The sequence below is a fragment of the Streptomyces sp. CBMA291 genome (genome assembly GCF_014596525.1).
Classification (GTDB): domain Bacteria; phylum Actinomycetota; class Actinomycetes; order Streptomycetales; family Streptomycetaceae; genus Streptomyces.
Genome location: NZ_MSJP01000027.1, coordinates 15,735 through 32,489, shown reverse-complemented (window position 1 = coordinate 32,489; position 16,755 = coordinate 15,735). Strand labels below are relative to the sequence as shown.

16 protein-coding genes and 1 riboswitch are annotated in these 16,755 nt (G+C 74.4%); of the genes, 11 read left to right on the top strand and 5 right to left on the bottom strand.

Going from position 1 to position 16,755, the window contains the following annotated elements; translation table 11 throughout:
* Nucleotides 1–315 precede the first annotated feature (315 nt).
* The 4 genes from BU197_RS07710 (at nucleotide 316) to BU197_RS07695 (ending at nucleotide 2,727) form a co-directional block, all read left to right on the top strand.
* On the top strand, nucleotides 316–1,209 hold the full coding sequence (locus BU197_RS07710; RefSeq protein ID WP_188267472.1) for a YhjD/YihY/BrkB family envelope integrity protein: 894 nt from the start codon (nucleotides 316–318) through the stop codon (nucleotides 1,207–1,209).
* 87 nt (nucleotides 1,210–1,296) lie between these two features.
* Nucleotides 1,297–1,794, top strand: coding sequence for an NUDIX domain-containing protein (locus tag BU197_RS07705; protein WP_188267471.1), 498 nt, complete (start codon nucleotides 1,297–1,299; stop codon nucleotides 1,792–1,794).
* Between the two features lie 99 nt (nucleotides 1,795–1,893).
* Nucleotides 1,894–2,106, top strand: a complete 213-nt coding sequence (locus tag BU197_RS07700; RefSeq protein WP_188267470.1) for a hypothetical protein — start codon at nucleotides 1,894–1,896, stop codon at nucleotides 2,104–2,106.
* A 123-nt stretch (nucleotides 2,107–2,229) separates the two neighbouring features.
* Nucleotides 2,230–2,727, top strand: coding sequence for a peptidylprolyl isomerase (locus BU197_RS07695; RefSeq protein WP_188267469.1), 498 nt, complete (start codon nucleotides 2,230–2,232; stop codon nucleotides 2,725–2,727).
* A gap of 113 nt (nucleotides 2,728–2,840) precedes the next feature.
* On the opposite strand, the gene BU197_RS07690 is transcribed toward BU197_RS07695, so the two are convergent.
* Both BU197_RS07690 and BU197_RS07685 read right to left on the bottom strand, forming a co-directional pair.
* On the bottom strand, nucleotides 2,841–3,140 hold the full coding sequence (locus tag BU197_RS07690; protein ID WP_188267468.1) for a type B 50S ribosomal protein L31: 300 nt from the start codon (nucleotides 3,138–3,140) through the stop codon (nucleotides 2,841–2,843).
* 250 nt (nucleotides 3,141–3,390) lie between these two features.
* On the bottom strand, nucleotides 3,391–6,105 hold the full coding sequence (locus tag BU197_RS07685; protein ID WP_188267467.1) for a SpoIIE family protein phosphatase: 2,715 nt from the start codon (nucleotides 6,103–6,105) through the stop codon (nucleotides 3,391–3,393).
* Between the two features lie 389 nt (nucleotides 6,106–6,494).
* On the opposite strand from BU197_RS07685, the gene BU197_RS07680 reads away from it, so the two are divergent.
* From BU197_RS07680 to BU197_RS07670, 3 genes are all read left to right on the top strand, one after another.
* Nucleotides 6,495–7,259 (top strand): alpha/beta fold hydrolase, encoded by a 765-nt coding sequence (locus BU197_RS07680; RefSeq protein ID WP_188267466.1) that lies wholly within the window; start codon nucleotides 6,495–6,497, stop codon nucleotides 7,257–7,259.
* Between the two features lie 120 nt (nucleotides 7,260–7,379).
* On the top strand, nucleotides 7,380–8,312 hold the full coding sequence (locus tag BU197_RS07675; protein WP_188267465.1) for a universal stress protein: 933 nt from the start codon (nucleotides 7,380–7,382) through the stop codon (nucleotides 8,310–8,312).
* Between the two features lie 431 nt (nucleotides 8,313–8,743).
* Complete coding sequence (locus BU197_RS07670; protein WP_188267464.1) at nucleotides 8,744–10,030, top strand: phosphoribosyltransferase family protein; 1,287 nt, start codon at nucleotides 8,744–8,746, stop codon at nucleotides 10,028–10,030.
* Here BU197_RS07670 and BU197_RS07665 read toward each other — a convergent pair.
* Nucleotides 10,024–10,857, bottom strand: a complete 834-nt coding sequence (locus BU197_RS07665; RefSeq protein WP_188267463.1) for a LysM peptidoglycan-binding domain-containing protein — start codon at nucleotides 10,855–10,857, stop codon at nucleotides 10,024–10,026. The genes BU197_RS07670 and BU197_RS07665 overlap by 7 nt on opposite strands.
* 4 nt (nucleotides 10,858–10,861) lie before the next feature.
* Nucleotides 10,862–11,046, bottom strand: a riboswitch (cyclic di-AMP (ydaO/yuaA leader).
* A 342-nt stretch (nucleotides 11,047–11,388) separates the two neighbouring features.
* On the opposite strand from BU197_RS07665, the gene BU197_RS07660 reads away from it, so the two are divergent.
* On the top strand, nucleotides 11,389–12,060 hold the full coding sequence (locus BU197_RS07660) for a hypothetical protein (protein WP_188267462.1): 672 nt from the start codon (nucleotides 11,389–11,391) through the stop codon (nucleotides 12,058–12,060).
* Nucleotides 12,061–12,131: 71 nt separating this feature from the next.
* Here the strand turns inward: BU197_RS07660 and BU197_RS07655 are convergent, their stop codons facing one another.
* Entirely contained in the window at nucleotides 12,132–12,938 is an 807-nt protein-coding gene (locus tag BU197_RS07655) for a DeoR/GlpR family DNA-binding transcription regulator (RefSeq protein ID WP_188267461.1), read from the bottom strand.
* 149 nt (nucleotides 12,939–13,087) lie between these two features.
* On the opposite strand from BU197_RS07655, the gene BU197_RS07650 reads away from it, so the two are divergent.
* Entirely contained in the window at nucleotides 13,088–14,011 is a 924-nt protein-coding gene (locus tag BU197_RS07650) for an SIS domain-containing protein (RefSeq protein ID WP_188267460.1), read from the top strand.
* Nucleotides 14,012–14,048: 37 nt separating this feature from the next.
* Nucleotides 14,049–14,885 carry a ketose-bisphosphate aldolase gene (locus tag BU197_RS07645; RefSeq protein ID WP_188267459.1) on the top strand — a complete coding sequence of 279 codons (837 nt, stop codon included), beginning with the start codon at nucleotides 14,049–14,051 and terminating at the stop codon, nucleotides 14,883–14,885.
* A 170-nt stretch (nucleotides 14,886–15,055) separates the two neighbouring features.
* Here the strand turns inward: BU197_RS07645 and BU197_RS07640 are convergent, their stop codons facing one another.
* Nucleotides 15,056–15,502, bottom strand: a complete 447-nt coding sequence (locus tag BU197_RS07640) for a nitroreductase family deazaflavin-dependent oxidoreductase (protein WP_188267458.1) — start codon at nucleotides 15,500–15,502, stop codon at nucleotides 15,056–15,058.
* 218 nt (nucleotides 15,503–15,720) lie between these two features.
* Between BU197_RS07640 and BU197_RS07635 the strand changes: the two genes are divergently transcribed.
* Complete coding sequence (locus tag BU197_RS07635) at nucleotides 15,721–16,692, top strand: threonine/serine dehydratase (protein WP_223182497.1); 972 nt, start codon at nucleotides 15,721–15,723, stop codon at nucleotides 16,690–16,692.
* Nucleotides 16,693–16,755: the final 63 nt, after the last annotated feature.

Genomic DNA, 16,755 nt, shown 5'->3' with positions numbered 1-16,755 from the left:
ACGCACGGGCCTGCCCGCGCCGACCCGGAGGGGCGACACGCGCGTACCCCGGCCCCCACCGGTCCGGCGGAACGCGCGCGGTATCGGGTCCCGCGCCCACCGATCCGGCGGTCACGCACGCGTACCCGGGCCCCGGACCACGCGCGCGTACGCCGGGCCCTGGAGCCACGCGCACGTACCCGTCCGGAGCCACCCGCACGTACCCCGGCCCCGGAGTCACCCGTCCGGAGCCACGCGCGCGTGCCCCGGCCCGCTCCCGCCCATTCGGCCGCATCCCGGAGGGGTCCTCCCGCCTCGCCGGGTAGCGAACGAGGCATGCCCTCCACACCCGGTCCGCCGCGCGACGACGCCCCCAGCGAGGACGGCCCCCGGTCCCGGCGGTCCTCCGCCCGTGCCCTCGTCTCGCCCCTCGGGCTCGTCTGGAACCGCGGCCGAGCCATCGAACTCATGCACCGTGCCATGGGCTTCGCCGCACTCAGCCTGCTCACCCTCGTCCCCCTCCTCATCGTCGTCGCCGCGGCCGACCTCGCCCGGGGACAGGGCTTCGCCCGCTGGCTCGTCCAGGGCCTCGGCGTCTCCGACGTCTCCCAGGAGGAGGTCGAACGGCTCTTCGGGCAGCCGGGCCAGGCCCTCCAGGGCACCACCGCCTTCGGCCTCGCCGCCCTCGCCGCGTTCGGCGTCACCTTCGGATCCGCCGTACAGACCGGCTACGAGAGGGTGTGGGACCTGCCCACCGCCCGCTGGCGCACCATGTGGCGGCACGTCGTCTGGCTCGCCGTCCTCGTCGGCGCCCTGCTCCTCTTCGTCGGCACCCCCGCGCCCGCCGACTCCCCGGCCCTGGTCACCGCCCTGGTCGCACTCTCCGACCTGACCGGCACCTTCGTCTTCTTCTGGTGGTCGCAGCGCTTCCTGCTCTGCGGCAGGCTCCGCTGGCGGGCCCTCGCCCCCGGAGCCGTCCTCACCGCCCTCGGCCTGCTCGGTCTGCGGATCTTCTCCCAGCTCGTCTTCTCGCCGCTCATCGCCTCCAACGCGGTGACCTACGGACAGTTCGGCACCGTCCTCGTCCTCCAGTCCTGGCTGGTCGGCGTCGGCTTCGTGGTGTATGGCGGGGCACTCGCCGGCCGCTTCGTCCACGAGGTCCTCACCGAGCGCCGACTGACCCGGGCGGGGGAGGAGGACACCCGCGGAGGTGATCACACGATCCGGTGATCCGCCCGAGACTCCCCGGACACCGGGCCCCGGACGGCTTGGATGGGGAGACCGACCCACCGTCCCGCCGAAGGAGAGAGCCGCCCCATGACGAACGTCTGGCTGCCGCCCGCCGAGTACGTCGCGACCCTGCCGAGAGCGACGGCGTACGCCTGCCTCTACTTCACCGACACCCACGGCCGCCCCCTCCAGCTGCGCGCCTCCTACGACACCCGTTGCTGGCAGTGGCCCGGCGGCAACATGGACCCGGGGGAGACCCCCTGGGAGACGGCGGTACGCGAGTGCCACGAGGAGACCGGACTCGTCCACACCGGCGCACCGCGCCTCCTCGGCACCCACTTCGTCACCGACCGGGGCGAGCAGTGGCCCGCCAACCACATCGGCTTCATCTTCGACGGCGGCGAACTCACGGACGAGCAGATCGCCGCCGTCGTCCTCGACCCCGACGAGCACAGCGAGTACCGCCTGCTCACCCTGGCCGAATGGGAGCGGGAGATGACACCGCGCGAGTACGGCCGTCTCGCGGGCATCGACCGGGCCCGCAGGACCGGCATCCCCGTCTACCTGGAGACGGGCGAGGAATGAGCACCGGGGGGCGGGACGGCCGGACCGCCGCCCCGCCGTCGTACGTCCGGATCCGGGGCGGGCCCGTAACCCCTCGGCCGTTCCGCAGTTGACCCCGGCATGAAGAAGCGCAGCATCCTTGCCATCGCGTCCCTCGCCGCGGGTGTCGTCACCGCCCTCATCACCCCGCCGCCGCAGGCGAGCGCGGTCCCGCTCCCGCTGGGCGGCGCCGCCGGTCTCCTCCAGGAGGACGGCCTCGGCCCCGTGCTCCACCAGGCCGCCGAAGGCGCCGGTGACGCCCTGCGGACCACGGGGTCCGGTGGCCTGATCTGACCCGGAGCCCCCACCGGGCCGGGTGCCCCGCTCTCCTCGGAGGGGAGCGGGGCTCCGCCGTGCCGTGCCCCGGGAGGAGGCGCCCTTGTGCGCGCCGTGCGCGAGTAATGACAGGATGTCCTCATGAGCGACAACGTTTACTTCGACATCACCATCAACAACGAGCCGGCCGGCCGGATCGTCTTCCAGCTGTTCGACGAGGTCGTCCCCAAGACGGCGCAGAACTTCCGCGAGCTCGCCACCGGCGTGCACGGCTTCGGCTACGCGGGCTCCCCGTTCCACCGCGTCATCCCGCAGTTCATGCTCCAGGGTGGCGACTTCACCAACGGCAACGGCACCGGCGGCAAGAGCATCTACGGCGAGAAGTTCGCCGACGAGAACTTCAAGCTGAAGCACGACCGTCCGTTCCTGCTCTCGATGGCCAACGCCGGTCCGGGCACCAACGGCTCGCAGTTCTTCGTCACCACGATCGTCACCGACTGGCTCGACGGCAAGCACGTCGTCTTCGGCGAGGTCGTCGAGGGCCAGGACCTGGTCAAGAAGATCGAGGGCCTCGGCTCCCGCTCCGGCGCCACCAGCGCCTCCATCAAGGTCGCCGCGTCCGGCGTCGTCGGGGCCTGACCTCGGCTTCCCGGAGCCGACCGGAGGGCGCCCGCGCCCTCCCGCGCACCCACCCGACCGGGGCGGGGGCCGTGTCCACGACACGCGCACCCGCCCCGTCGTCGTTCCCGGACTCAGCCGTCCCCGCCGCCTCTGCCGCCCTGCTCGGTCGTGCCCGCCCCGCCCGCCCCGTCCCCGCCGTACCGGCGCTCGAACCTGGCGACCCGGCCCTCCGAGTCCACCGTCCGCGCCTTGCCGGTGTAGAACGGATGGCTCTCGGAGGAGATCTCGACATCGATCACCGGATACGTGTGCCCGTCGTCCCACTCGATCGTCCGCTCGCTGGTCGCGGTGGACCGGGTCAGAAAGGCGTACCCGGCCGAGCGGTCACGGAAGACCACCGGTCCGTACTCGGGCTGCTTGTCCTGCTGCACGTGTCCTCCTCGGGCTTCCGCCCAGACTCGGCCGGCCGGATCGGCACGGCACCCCCAGCCTCCCCGCGCCCCCGGCCACCGACCAGCGCCACGGGCCCGACCGGGTGACATCCCCCCGCCACCGGCCCCTGACCGTCCTCGGGCCCCTCACCGTCCTCGGGCCCTCTGACGGCCCTCGGCTCCCGACCGTTCCCTGCCCCTGGCCACCCGCTCCTGTCCTTGGCCGTCCGCTCTGCCCCCGGCCGTCCTCTCAGTCTCGCTCCGGCCACCTCGCCGCCAGCAGCAAGGCGATGTCGTCCGGGCGCGCCGTGTCCTGCCGAGCCCCCCTGATCACCCGGTCGGCGGCTTCCGCCAGCGGCAGCGAACCCGCCGTCGACAGCGACCTCCGCAGGGCCTCGATGCCGACGTCGATGTCCTGGCCAGGCCGCTCCACCAGACCGTCCGTGAACAGCGCGAGCACCGCGCCCGGTGCGAGCCGCAGCCGTGTCACCGGGTACGTGGCCCGCCCGTCGATCCCGAGCAGCACCCCGCCCGCCAGCTCCACCAGCTCCGTCGTCCCGTCCGGCCGCGCGAGGAGCGGGTGCGGATGCCCCGCCCGTACCGCCCGAAGCTCCCCGGATTCCGGGTCGAGCAGGACGTAGCAGCAGCTCGCGAACTGGCCCGGGTCCAGGTCGATGAGGAGCCGGTTGGTCCCGCGCATCACGTCCTGCGGCCGGTGCCCGGCCAGCGCGAAGGCCCGGACCGCGCTGCGCAGCTGCCCCATCGTGGCCGCCGCGGCCACCCCGTGGCCCTGGACGTCCCCGATCACCAGGGCCAGCCGGCCCCGCCCCGTCTCGATCACGTCGTACCAGTCACCACCCACCTCCATCCCCTGCGTCCCCGGCAGATACCGGCCCACCGTCTCCACCCCCTCCCGCACCGGCAGCCGGTGCGGCAGCAGCGCGTCCTGGAGGCCCCGCGCCACCGCCGACTCCGTCTCGTACCGCTGCGCGCGCTCCAGCGCCTGCGCGATCAGGCCCGCGAGCGCCGTCAGGACCGTCCGCTCCTCCGGAGTGAAGCCGCGCGGCCGTTCGAAGCCCAGGATGCAGGAGCCCACCGGCCGCCCCGAGGCGATCAGCGGCAGGAACGCCCGCGCCCCCGAGCGCGCGTCCAGCGGCATCCCCGGATACGCCCGGCCGAGCCGCTCCATCGACTCGAAGAACAACGGCCGGCCCGTCGTCAGGGTCTCCACCCCCGGCAGCCGGGCGTCAAGCCCCACCCCCTCGAAGGGATCGAGGAACCCGGGCGGGAAACCCGCCTCCCACGCCAGATGCAGCCGCCGGTCGCTCAGCAGGTAGATCGCCAGCTGACGTCCGCCGAACGCCGGAAGCAGCTCCTCCGTCACCACCGACGACACCTGGCGTGCCGTGACCGCCTCGGAGAGCGCGATGGCCAGAGCCACCGGCCGGTACAGCGAGGTGATCCGGTCGTCGTACGGGGAGCGGCCCGCCGCCCCGCCGCCTCCACCCGCCTCCTCGTCCCCGCCCACCCCCTCGTCACCGGCCGTCGGATCGTCCTCCGGGACCAGCACCATCGTCACCCCGTCCCGCCCCGGATACAGCGCCACCGACAGCCACCGGCCCCGCCCGGGACGGGCCAGGAAACGCACCGGCTCGTCGGAGAAGAGCGCGGCGCGCAGCTGCTCCTCGTGCAGCGGGAGGCCGAACCAGGGCAGCACCTCCCACACCGCGCGCCCCGCCAACGCCGCGCGCGACCGGCCGAGAAGCCGTACGGTCCGCTCGTTGGCGTAGGTGATCAGGCCCAGCCGGTCGATCGCCAGGATCGCCCGGGGCAGCCGGTCGGCCGCCTCGGCACCGGGCGTGCCGGTGCCGAGGTCGACGAGCGTGCAGGTGAGGCGGGCCCCAGGGCTGCTCCCCAGGCCGTCCGCAGGGCTGTCCCCCCGGCCGTCCGCCGGGCTGTTCGCCAGGCCGTCCGCGGGGCTGCCCTCCGGGTCGTCTCCCGGGCTGTCCGCCGGATCGTTCCCGGGGCCGTCCGCCAGGTGGGCTCCGCCGCCTTCGGCGCGTGCCTTCTCGCCGTCCGCCGCCCCCGCCGGGGCCTCGGGGGGCCGGGGGGAGACGTCCAGGAGGAGCGGCCCGCCGGCGGGGCCCCGCAGCCGGACCCCGCGCACCACCGACCGGCCGTCCGAGCCCGTCGCCCGGCGGGCCGCCGCCCACAGTGCGCACGCGTCCTCCGGTTCGAGCAGCGAGGTCAGCGCCTCGATCGAGCACGGCGCGGCCGTCTCCGCCCCGAACATGCGCAGCAGCCCGGCGTCGGGCGTCACGGTCCCGCTGCCGAGGTCCCAGTCGAAGGCGCCGAAACGGACCGGCCGCGCCTCCGCCGCCGCCGGACGCCGTACACAGACCGGATCGCCGGGCCAGACGGCCGGCGTGCCCTGCCGGGCCAGCTCCGCCAGGGACTCGCCCAGAGCGTGCGCCCGCCGGGTCATCCGGTCCCGGTCCCGCGCCGGGACCGGGACGCCGGGGCTCGGGGCACGCAGCACCGCAAGCACCCCGAACCGCTCACGGCCCGCGACGATCGGCGCGTACAGCGAGGAGAAGGGGAAGGGCAGGTTCGCCACCAGTTGGGGGAACCGGCGCATGGCCTCCTCGACGTCGGCGAGGTACAGGGCCCGACCCGAGCGGTACACCTCGGGGACCGGGAACGGCCGGTTGGTGTGCATCCGCCACCACGGCTTGAACAGCGGTCCCGGAAGCCCCACCAGGACCGCGAGCCGCAGCAGTCCGGGCGTACCGGAGCGCAGGAACACCCCTCCCGCGTACCCGCCGACCTCTTCCACCGCTCCCCGCACGGCCTCCACGAGCGTCCGGGTCAGCCCAGCGGAGGAGGGCCCGTCGGCAGCTCCGTTCCCGGCCGGTCGCCCGGTGCCGCCCGCCGGTCCGGGGCCGGACGCGCCGTGCGAGGTCACACAGCCAGGATGCGCCCGACGGGAACCGCCCCGCATCCCGGCTCCGGACCCCGCCTCCGTTCCGGGGCCCCGGTGCCGCTCCGTTCCCGTTCCCGGTACCTGCTGCCCCTCGGCCTCAGGCATCGCCGCCGCTCCCGGTACTTGGTACCGCCCCGAGGTCCCGCTTCCGCTCCCAGTCCCTGGCGCCGCCTCGGTCTCAGGTCTGCCCACTGGTCGCGTACCGCTGCTCCGCCTCGCCACCCTGCTCTCCCGACACCCCCACCGCCCTGACCTCCCCTGACTCCTCCCGCCCCACCGGTCCTGTTGACCGCACGCGCCCGCCCCGTCACACTCGGTGCCCGACCACCAGCGCCGGTGCATCACCGGCACCATCACGATCAGGGGGCACGATGACGGGCCGGATTCTCCCGTACGAGGTGCACGGCGACGGCCCTGCGAGGGCCCTCGTCCTGCACAACTGGTTCGGCGACCGCACCAGCTTCGCCCCGCTGCGGGCCCGGCTCGACCCGGCCGTGGGCAGCTACGCCTTCGTCGACTGCCGGGGCTACGGCGAGGCCCGCGACCACACCGGCGCCTACACGATGGAGGAGGTCGCCTCCGACGCCCTCGCGGTCGCCGACGACCTCGGCTGGGACGCCTTCTCCGTCATCGGGCACTCGATGGGCGGCAAGGCGGCGCAGCTGATGCTCCTCGACGCCCCCGGGCGGGTCCGCTCCCTCGTCGGCATCTCGCCCGTCTCCGCCGCCAGGTTCCCCCTCGACGGCGAGACCTGGGAGCTGTTCGCGGGCGCCGCCGGGGAACCGGCCAACCGGCGGGCCATCATCGACGGCACCACCGGCGGACGCCATGACGACGCCTGGCTCGACGCCCAGGTCGAACGGTCCGTCACCCGCACCTCCGCCACCGCCTTCCGCGCCTATCTGGACTCCTGGGCAGGGGCCGACTTCCACGAGCGGGTCCGGGACAACCCCACCCCGGTCCTCCTCGTCGTCGGCGCCCACGATCCGGCCCTCGGCCGCGAGGCGATGGAGTCCACCTGGCTGCGCTGGTATCCACGGGCGCGCCTCGAAGTCCTCGGGGACGCGGGTCACTACGCTCCCGAGGAGACCCCCGGGCCCCTCGCCGAGGCCATCGAGGCGTTCCTCGCCGACTGACGGGACCTTCGCCACACCACCCGGGACCTCCGTCCCGGGTACCGCCTCGGCCGACGGGTAGCCGACGGGTACAAGGGTGCGCGCGAGCGCACCGGCCGGAGGAGCGGAAGGGCGGAGACGATGACGGAGCGCAGCGCGCACACCCCGGACGAGGGCGGCCACGGCGGGGCCCCCGGCCCCGTACTGGTCGGGGCCGACGGCTCCGAGTCGGCGCTGCGCGCGGTGGAGACCGCAGCGCGCGAGGCCCGCGCCCGGGGGACCCGGCTCGACGTCGTGCACGCCTTCATGTGGCCGCTGCTCCGCGTCCCCCTCGGCCCCTCCCCGTACGCCCCGCCCGGCAGCGGCTTCCGGGAGCAGGCCCAGCAGATCCTGGACACGGCCGTCGCCCGTGCCCGCGCCTGCGAGCCGGACGTCGAGGTGGCCGGGGAGATCATCGAGGGCGAACCCCTCACCGTTCTCGCCACCCGCTCCCGCTCGGCCTCCCTCGTGGTCGTCGCGAGCCGGGGCGTCGGCGCCTTCACCGGGCTGCTCCTCGGCTCGGTCGCCGTCCATCTCGCGGCGCACGCCGCCTGTCCGGTCCTCGTCGTCCGGGGCCGGGAGCAGCCGACCGGACCCGTGCTGCTCGCCGTCGACGGCTCGGCGGACTCCGACGCCGCCGTCGCCTTCGCGTTCGCCGAGGCGGAGGCCCGGGGCGCCGGACTGCTGGCCGTCCACGCCTGGCTGCCGAGGACGGGTCTGGGCGACCTCGCCCCCTTCTTCCAGGGCGAGGAGGCGATCCGGGACGAGGAGCAGCGCGTCCTCGACAAGGCGCTCACAGCCGCCGCGGCGCGGTGGCCCGGGGTCTCCTTCGAGCGGCGGCTGGTCCGGGGCCGGACGCGGGAGGTCCTGCTCGCGGAGAGCGCCGAGGCCCAGCTCGTGGTGGTGGGAGCGCGAGGGCGCGGCGGTTTCGCCGGTCTGCTCCTCGGCTCGGTCAGCCAGGCGATGCTGCACCACGCGCAGTGCCCGGTCGTGGTCCTCAGGGGAGAACTCGCGGAGCCCGACGCGACGCACTGAACCGCCCGGGATTCCCGGGTCGGCCCGGCGCGCCCTGTTCGCGGGGGCGACGGGCCGACCCGGACACTCCGGCGACCGGGTCGCCAGGTCCGCCGGGCTGCCGGGTCGACCCCGCCGACCGGGTCGCCGCCGGGCCTGCCGGGTGCGCAGGGTCCGCAGGGGCCGCCAGGGCACCGCGCCTGCCCCGTGCCAGGCCCTCCGGAGACCCGAGCGCCGCGCCCACCGGAGCCCCGCACACACCGGGGCCCCGGCCTGTCGGAGACCGGAGCACCAGGCCCACCGGAGCACCGGGCCCACCGGAGGTCGGAGCGTCGCGTCCATCGCGTCCTGCCCCCGGTGCACGCGGCATACCCTGGAGGAAGGAGACACGGGCAGAGGACGGGCGTCCCCGCTCCCCGCGCCCGGCCGCGCGAGCGGAAGGGCGGCGGACGATGTTCTTCGGCAACCGCACGGACGCGGGACGGCAGCTCGCCGACCGCCTCGGCCATCTCAAGGGCCAGGACGTCGTGGTGCTCGGCCTCCCCCGTGGGGGCGTGCCGGTCGCGGCGGAGGTCGCCGACGCCCTCGACGCGCCGCTCGACATCTGTCTCGTACGCAAACTGGGCGTGCCCCGGCAGCCGGAGCTGGCGATGGGCGCGCTTGGCGAGGGCGGCGTACGGGTGCTCAACGAGCGGGTGCTGCGGGACGCCGGAGTGCCGGAGCACGACCTCGCGGCCGTGGAGCGGCGCGAACAACAGGAGCTGGAGCGCAGGGTGCGCCGCTACCGGGGGAGCGGGCTGCCGCTGCCGCTCGACGGCCGGACGGCCCTGATCGTCGACGACGGACTCGCCACCGGAGCCACCGCCCTCGCCGCCTGCCGGGTGGTACGGGCCAGGGGCGCCGCCCGGATCGTCCTCGCCGTCCCCGTCGCGCCGCGCGGCTGGACCGCCCGTCTCGGCGGCGAGGCCGACGAGACGGTGAGCGTCCGCACCCCCGATCTGTTCTTCGCGATCGGGCAGTTCTACCGGGACTTCGCCCAGACGCCGGACACCGAGGTGATCGACTGCCTGGAACGGAACCGTTCCGCGCGCGTACCGGTGGTCAGGGACGAAGACGTCCGGGTCGCGGTCCCGGACGGCACCCTCGCCGGACGGCTCGCCGTGCCCGAGGGCGCCACCGGCATCGTCCTGTTCGCCCACGGCAGCGGCAGCAGCCGGCACAGCCCCCGCAACCGGGCCGTCGCGGCGGCGCTGAACCGGGCGGGCCTGGGCACCCTCCTGTTCGACCTGCTCACCGAGGGCGAGGCGGCCGACCGGGCGCGGGTCTTCGACACCCCGCTGCTCTCCGCGCGCCTGGCCGGGGCCACGGAATGGCTGGCCGGACGGCCGGAGGCGGACGGGCTGCCGCTGGGGTACTTCGGAGCCAGTACGGGAGCGGCCGCCGCGCTGTGGGCGGCGGGCGACCCCGGCTCCCGGGTGGCCGCCGTCGTCTCGCGCGGCGGCCGTCCGGACCTCGCGGCCGAGCGCCTGGGACGGGTCCGCGCCCCGACCCTCCTGGTGGTGGGGGGCCGGGACGCGCCGGTCCTCGACCTCAACCGGCGGGCGCTGTCGCTGCTGCGCTGTGAGAGCGCCCTCGTCGTGGTGGAGGGCGCCACCCATCTGTTCGAGGAGCCGGGTGCCCTGGAGGAGGCGGCGGAACTGGCCGCCTCCTGGTTCACCGGGCACCTCGGGGGTCAGTAGGCCCCGTTGACGTTGTCGATGGAGCCGTAGCGGGCGGCCGCGTAGTTGCAGGCGGCGGTGATGTTGGCGACCGGGTCGAACAGATCGAGGGCGGTGCCCGGCACGTGGTAGGCGCGGAACGTCGGCTCGATCACCTGGAGCAGGCCCTTGGAGGGAATGCCCGCCGCCGCGTTGGAGTCCCAGAGGTTGATCGCCTGCGGGTTGCCGGAGGACTCGCGCATCACATTGCGGTGGATGGCGTCGTAGGAGCCGGGGATCCCGCGCTGGGCCATGATGTCCAGCGCCTCCCGGATCCAGCCGTCGAGGTTGTCGGCGTACCCGACGGCGGCGGCCGGAGCGGCTTCGACGACTGCGGGGACGAGGGTGGGCAGAACGGCGGTGACGGCACGGGAGGCGGCGGCGCCGGTGGCCGCTGCGGGGGCGAAGGTCACGCTCTGGACAGCCTTCTCGGAAATCCGATGAAGGGTCAGTTCAAGGCCCGGAAGAATGACTGACGGATTGTCACCCACGGTGCTCTTGTTGGCCTGGTAAAGGCTCTTCCAGCCACCCTGAATTCCCTTCTTCTGGGCGATCAGGGAAAGCGAGTCGCCGTGCACGACCGTGTACGTGGCGGCGGCGGGGGTCTTCGCCGGGGCGGCGGCCGACCCGGTGGCCGAGGGGGAGGCGACGGCGCGGACGACGGCCTCCGGCGCTCCGGCGACGGCCGCGGCGCCGGCCGCGGCGGGCACGATCAGCGGCAGGACGAGGGCTGCTCCACCCGTGCCGACCAGGGCCCAGCCACGGGAGGCGGGGCGGCGGGTGCGGTGGATCTTGCCGAATGCGGGCATGACGGATTCCTCTCCGGCGCCTGCGAGGTGAGCTGTCGGGTTCGGACGGGAGGTGTCCGGCCGCGCGCACACGGCTGCACCCCGAGCCGCACCGGAGATCCGGTCCGGCGTATTCGTGGGTCCCCCGCTCCTGCCGTCGGGTGAAAGGGAGGTATTCCGAGCGGTGGCAGGATTCGGCGATCCACTCGAATGCAGGTGACCGTAGGCGAGGAATGCGAGAGAGAACAAGAGGATCAATGCCGGATCTTCCGCGAAAGGATCACCGAATTCGGATTTCCCAAGATCGACCGGAAGGCGGGCGGACGGAAAATCCTTGCCTGGTACGGCCCCGGGAGTACGGGGGAGGCGATGTGCCTTCGGGGGGAGTGAGACGCATCACCTCACGCTAAATGTCCGAATATAGGACTTAAATCCGCTAGTGGTGGAGTGGGGTGAAAAGGGCGGGCGCGGCGGCGGGCATTCAGTAAGAAAAGTCGCAAAGCGGACATACTTCCCTGAAGATGAGGTCACCCCGACCGAGGAGCCGCCCGGATGTCACTCACCGCACCCCCGCTCGACCCCGGATCCCCGCTCAGCCCCCCTCCGCTCGCCACCGCCCCACCTCCCGGCCCCGACGCGCTCGACCGCGAGGCGGCCGCCCTCTACGAGAGCGCCGTCTGGCAGCGCATCGTCACGGAGTGGGCCACCGCGCCCGCGCTCGCCCCCGACCGGATCCCCGCTCCCGACCCGGAAGGCTGGAGACGGCTGCTCACCGTCCCGGTGGACCGGCTCGTCGCCGACGCGCTCGACGCCCTGCCCCCGCCCCCGCCCGTCGAGCGCCGCCTGCCGGGCAGGATCGGAGCCGTACTGCCCGACCGGCTGCACGTCTGGCGCCGGATCGGCCGCCAGGAGCTGCGCCCCTCGGTCCACCTCGGCTACGCCCGGCTCGTCCTGACCGAGTGGGGCTGGCAGAACACCCCCTACAAGCTGCGCGACCTCCGGGGGGCCCGCTGTGTGTGCGGCGCCCTCCTCGCCGCCCACCGGCTGGGGTACGGCGGCGCCGAGACGATGAACGAGGCCGCCGCCTGGATCATGACCGAACTCCGCTCGCGCGGCTGGCACGATCTGATCGGCCCCTGGAACCGGGCCCCCGGCCGCACGGCGGCCGACGCGGTGGCCCTGATCGACGCCACGATCCACCGCGCGGCGCACGCCGGACGCTGACTTCCCGGGCGTACGGACGCCTGCCCCGGGGTCCCGGGATTCCCCCCGCCGGTGGGCCCCGTCCGGGGTGCTCAGACGGTACGGACCTCCACACCGGCCTCGGCCAGGCGTGCGGCGGCCTCCGGGGCGATGCCGGTGTCCGTGACGAGGAGGTCGACGCGGTCCAGGGCGCAGACACGGGCGAACGCCCGGCGCCCCAGCTTGGAGGAGTCCGTCACCACCACGACCCGGCTCGCGCGCTCGGCGAAGAGCCGGCTGATGCTCGCCTCGTCCTCCTGGTGGGCCATCACGCCCAACTGCGGGTCCACCCCGTCGACCCCCAGGACCACCACGTCGAGCACGACCTCGTTGAGCACCCCGACCGTCAGCGGCCCCACCAGCTCGTACGTCTGGGGCCTGGCGACCCCGCCGGTGGTGACGATCTTGATCTGGGGGCGGACCGCCAGTTCACCCGCGATGTTCAGCGCGTTGGTCACCACCGTCAGCGCGGGCCCCGTGGGCACCGCCGCCCCCGGCGCCTCCGCGCGGCCGCTCGCGAACCGCAGCGCGAGCGCCCGCGCCACCTCGGTCGTCGTCGTACCCCCGTTGAGCCCCACGACCTCGCCCGGCGCGATCAGACCGGCCGCCGCCTCCGCGATCCGGCGCTTCTCCGGGGCGTGCCGCGTCGACTTGTAGCGCAGCGGCAGCTCGTACGACACGCCGTGCGCGACCGCACCACCCCGGGTCCGTACGAGCAACTGCTGCTCGGCCAGCTCGTCGAGGTCCCTGCGGATCGTCGCGGCGGAGACGTCCAGGGCCGCCGCCGCCTCCTCCACCTCCAGTTTCCCCGAGGAGGCGAGCAGTTCGAGGAGCGTGTTCCACCGCTCGTGCTTGGACATGGGGCCCTCCCTCGGGTTCGTGCGCGCGTCCGATTCTATCCATCGGCTTGCATGGGATCTGGAAAGTGAATGCTCGTTTCTGCTTGAATAGTGACTGCTTCGAGCATCTTCCGTCATCTTGGCGCCCCCTTCGTGCAAGGAGACCGTTCATGAGCACCACGCGTACCGCCGTGGAGATCACTTCCCAGCCGACGACCTGGCGACAGGCCGTCCGCACCCTCCCGCAGCACACCGCCGCCCTGCCCCGGCGCGGCGAGCGGGTCGCGGTGATCGGCTGCGGCACCTCCTGGTTCATGGCCCTGGCCTACGCCCGGCTGCGCGAGTCCGGCGGTCACGGCGAGACCGACGCCTTCGCCGCCTCGGAATTCCCCTACGAGCGTTCCTACGACCGGGTCGTCGCCCTCACCCGCTCCGGCACCACCAGCGAGGTCCTGACCGTCCTTTCCCGGCTGCGCGGACGGGTCCCCACGGGCGCGGTCACCGCCGACCCCACCACCCCCGTCATGGATCTCGCCGACGAGGTCGCCGTCCTGGACTTCGCCGACGAGGAGTCCGTCGTCCAGACCCGCTTCGCGACCACCGCGCTCGCCCTCTTCCGCGCCCACCTGGAGGCGGAGGACGCCCTGCCCGAGGGCGTGGGAACCGTCGAGGACGCCGCACGGGACGCCGAGCAGGCCCTGCTCTCCCCGCTCGACGAGAGCATCCGCACGGCCGAGCAGTTCACCTTCCTCGGCACCGGCTGGACCTACGGCCTCGCCCTGGAGGCCGGTCTGAAGATGCGCGAGGCGGCCGGCGCGTGGACGGAGGCGTACCCCGCGATGGAGTACCGCCACGGCCCCATCAGCATCACCGGCCCCGGCCGTGTCACCTGGGGCTTCGGCGCCCTGCCCGCCGGGCTCGCCGACGACGTCCGCAAGGTCGGCGGCACCCTCTCCGAGAGCGACCTCGACCCGCTCGCCGACCTCGTCAGGGCCCAGCGGCTCGCGGTGGCCGTCGCCGAGGCCCAGGGGCTCGACCCCGACACGCCCCGGAACCTGACCCGCTCGGTCGTCCTCACCGACGCCTCCGCGTGACCGCCGCCCGCCCCCGCTTCACCCCGGAGAGAACACCATGCCGTTGACGCCGACCGACGAGATCGTCCGCCGTGCCCGTGCGGCGGGCACCGGCGTGGGGGCCTTCAACGTCCTTCAGCTCGAACACGCCCAGGCCATCGTGACCGGCGCGGAGGCCGCCGACCGGCCCGTCGTCCTCCAGATCAGCGAGAACACCGTGCGCTACCACGGAGCCCTGGAACCGGTCGCCCTCGCCTCCCTCGCCCTCGCCCGCGCCGCCAAGACACCCGTCGCCGTCCACCTCGACCACGCGGAGAACCCCGACCTCGTCCGCGAGGCCGTCGGGCTCGGGCTGGGCTCGGTCATGTTCGACGCCTCGAAGCTTCCGTACGAGGAGAACGTCGCCGCGACCCGCGAGGTCGTGGAGGACTGCCACCGGCACGGCGTCTGGGTCGAGGCCGAACTCGGCGAGATCGGCGGCAAGGGCGGCGCCCACACCCCAGGCGTCCGCACGGACCCCGACGAGGCCCGTGCCTACGTCGCGGCCACCGGGGTCGACGCCCTCGCGGTCGCCGTCGGCAGCTCCCACCAGATGCTGACCAGGGACGCGGTCCTCGACTTCGGCCTGATCACCCGGCTGCGGGCGGCGGTCGACACCCCGCTCGTCCTGCACGGCTCCTCGGGCGTCCCGGACGCGGACCTCACCGCCGCCGTCGCCGCGGGCATGACCAAGGTGAACGTCTCCACCCACCTCAACAAGGCCTTCACCCGGGCCGTCCGCGACCATCTGGCGGAGCACCCGGACGCCGTCGACCCCCGCCGCTACCTCACCCCGGCCCGCGCCGCCGTGGCCCGCGAGGTCGCCCACCTCCTGACGGTCCTCGCACCGAACTGAACGAGGCGGGCACGCGCGCGCACCCCGGTCCGGGCCGGACGGACCGGCCCAGGCCGGGCGGGGCGCACACGCACGTACGCCCCGGGCGGGGGCGCACAGGCAAGTACGTCACCGCCCGGCCAGGGCCCCGGATTCCCCGCCGCGCACCCCGCTCGGCGGACCGGCCGGGCTCAGCTCGCGCCGTCGGCCGGCTCCGCCACGAAGACCGGGATCTCCCGCTCCGTCTTGAGCCGGTAGTCGGCGTAGTCGGGGAAGGCGGCGACCGCGCGGTCCCACCACTCCTCCCGCTCCGTGCCCGTCACCAGGCGGGTCCGCATGTCCCACACCCGCGTGCCGTCCCGCACCTCGACGAGGGGCGAGGCGACGACGTTGTGGTACCAGACGGGGTGCTCGACCGCGCCTCCGTTCGAGGCGACGAGCGCGTACGCCCCCTCGTGCTCGACCCGCATCAGCGGCGTCTTGCGGAGCTTCCCGCTGCGCGCGCCGACGGTGGTGACCAGGACGACCGGCAGTCCCCGCATCGTCGTGCCCTCGGTGCCGCCGGACGACTCGTACAGCTCGACCTGATCGCGGACCCACTTCGTCGGGCTGGGCTCGTATTCGCCTTCGAGGGGCATGGGAGTCCTTTCGGGTCGTCTCCGAAGCCTCGAAAGCCCCGGAGCATTGTCAGTGCCACCTCGTACAGTGACGCATGACGGTGGATCAACGGCGCGACACCAGGAAGAACGGCCGATACACGGGAGTTGTTCCTGGGGACGCCGGGAACACGCACCAGGCGCCCCGCACCACCCGGACCCGACCACGCCTTCCCCGATTTCCAGGAGTCGCCCCCGTGCTGTCCCGCATCGACTACGACGACGTCACCACCGCGGCCAAGCGCATCCACGGACACGTCCGCCCCGTCACCGTCGCCCCCGTCGACGCCGGAGAGCGCCCGTACACCCTGTACTTCGCCCTGGAACACCTCCAGCACACCGGATCGTTCAAGGTGCGGGGCGCGCAGAACTTCCTCCTCGCCCACCGCGAGGCGGGCACCCTCCCCGCCACCGGCGTCACCATCGCCTCCGGGGGCAACGCGGGCCTGGCGTGCGCATGGGCCGCCCGGCAGCACGGCGTCCCCGCGACCGTGTTCCTTCCGGCCACCGCCCCGAAGGTCAAGGCGGACAAGCTCCTCACCCTCGGCGCCGACGTCCGGCTCGTCGGCACCGAGTACGCCGACGCCCTCGCCGCCTGCGAGAAGTTCGCCGCCGACACCGGAGCCCTCGCCTCCCACGCCTACGACCACCCCCTGATCGCCGCGGGCGCGGGCACCCTGCTCGACGAGATCCACGCGCGCGTACCGGACCTCGACACCGTCGTCGTCTCGGTCGGCGGCGGCGGACTCTTCCAGGGCGTCGCCACGGCGGCCCGGCACCACGGCATCCGGACCGTCGCCGTCGAGCCCGAGGGCTCCCGCGCCCTCGACGCGGCCCTCCGGGCCGGGCACCCCGTCGACGTCCCCGTCGCCTCCGTCGCGTCCGACTCGCTCGGCGCCCGCCGCGCCTCCGCCGGAGCCGTCGAGACCGCGGGCCACGACGGCGTCCGCACCGTACTCGTCACGGACGAGGGGATCGTCCGCGCCCGCCGCGCCCTGTGGGAGGACCACCGCCTCGTCGTCGAGCACGCCGCCTCCACCGCCCTGGCCGCCCTGGACCACGACGACCCGGCCGCCGGATACCGCCCCGCACCGGGCGAGCGGGTCTGCGTGGTCCTCTGCGGGGCCAACACCGACCCCGGCGACCTGACCGCGCCCGCCGAGCCCGCCTGACCGCCCCACCTCGGCGTCCGCACCCGCCCCGCGCCGCACCCGCGCGCCGGGGACGGTGCCGGA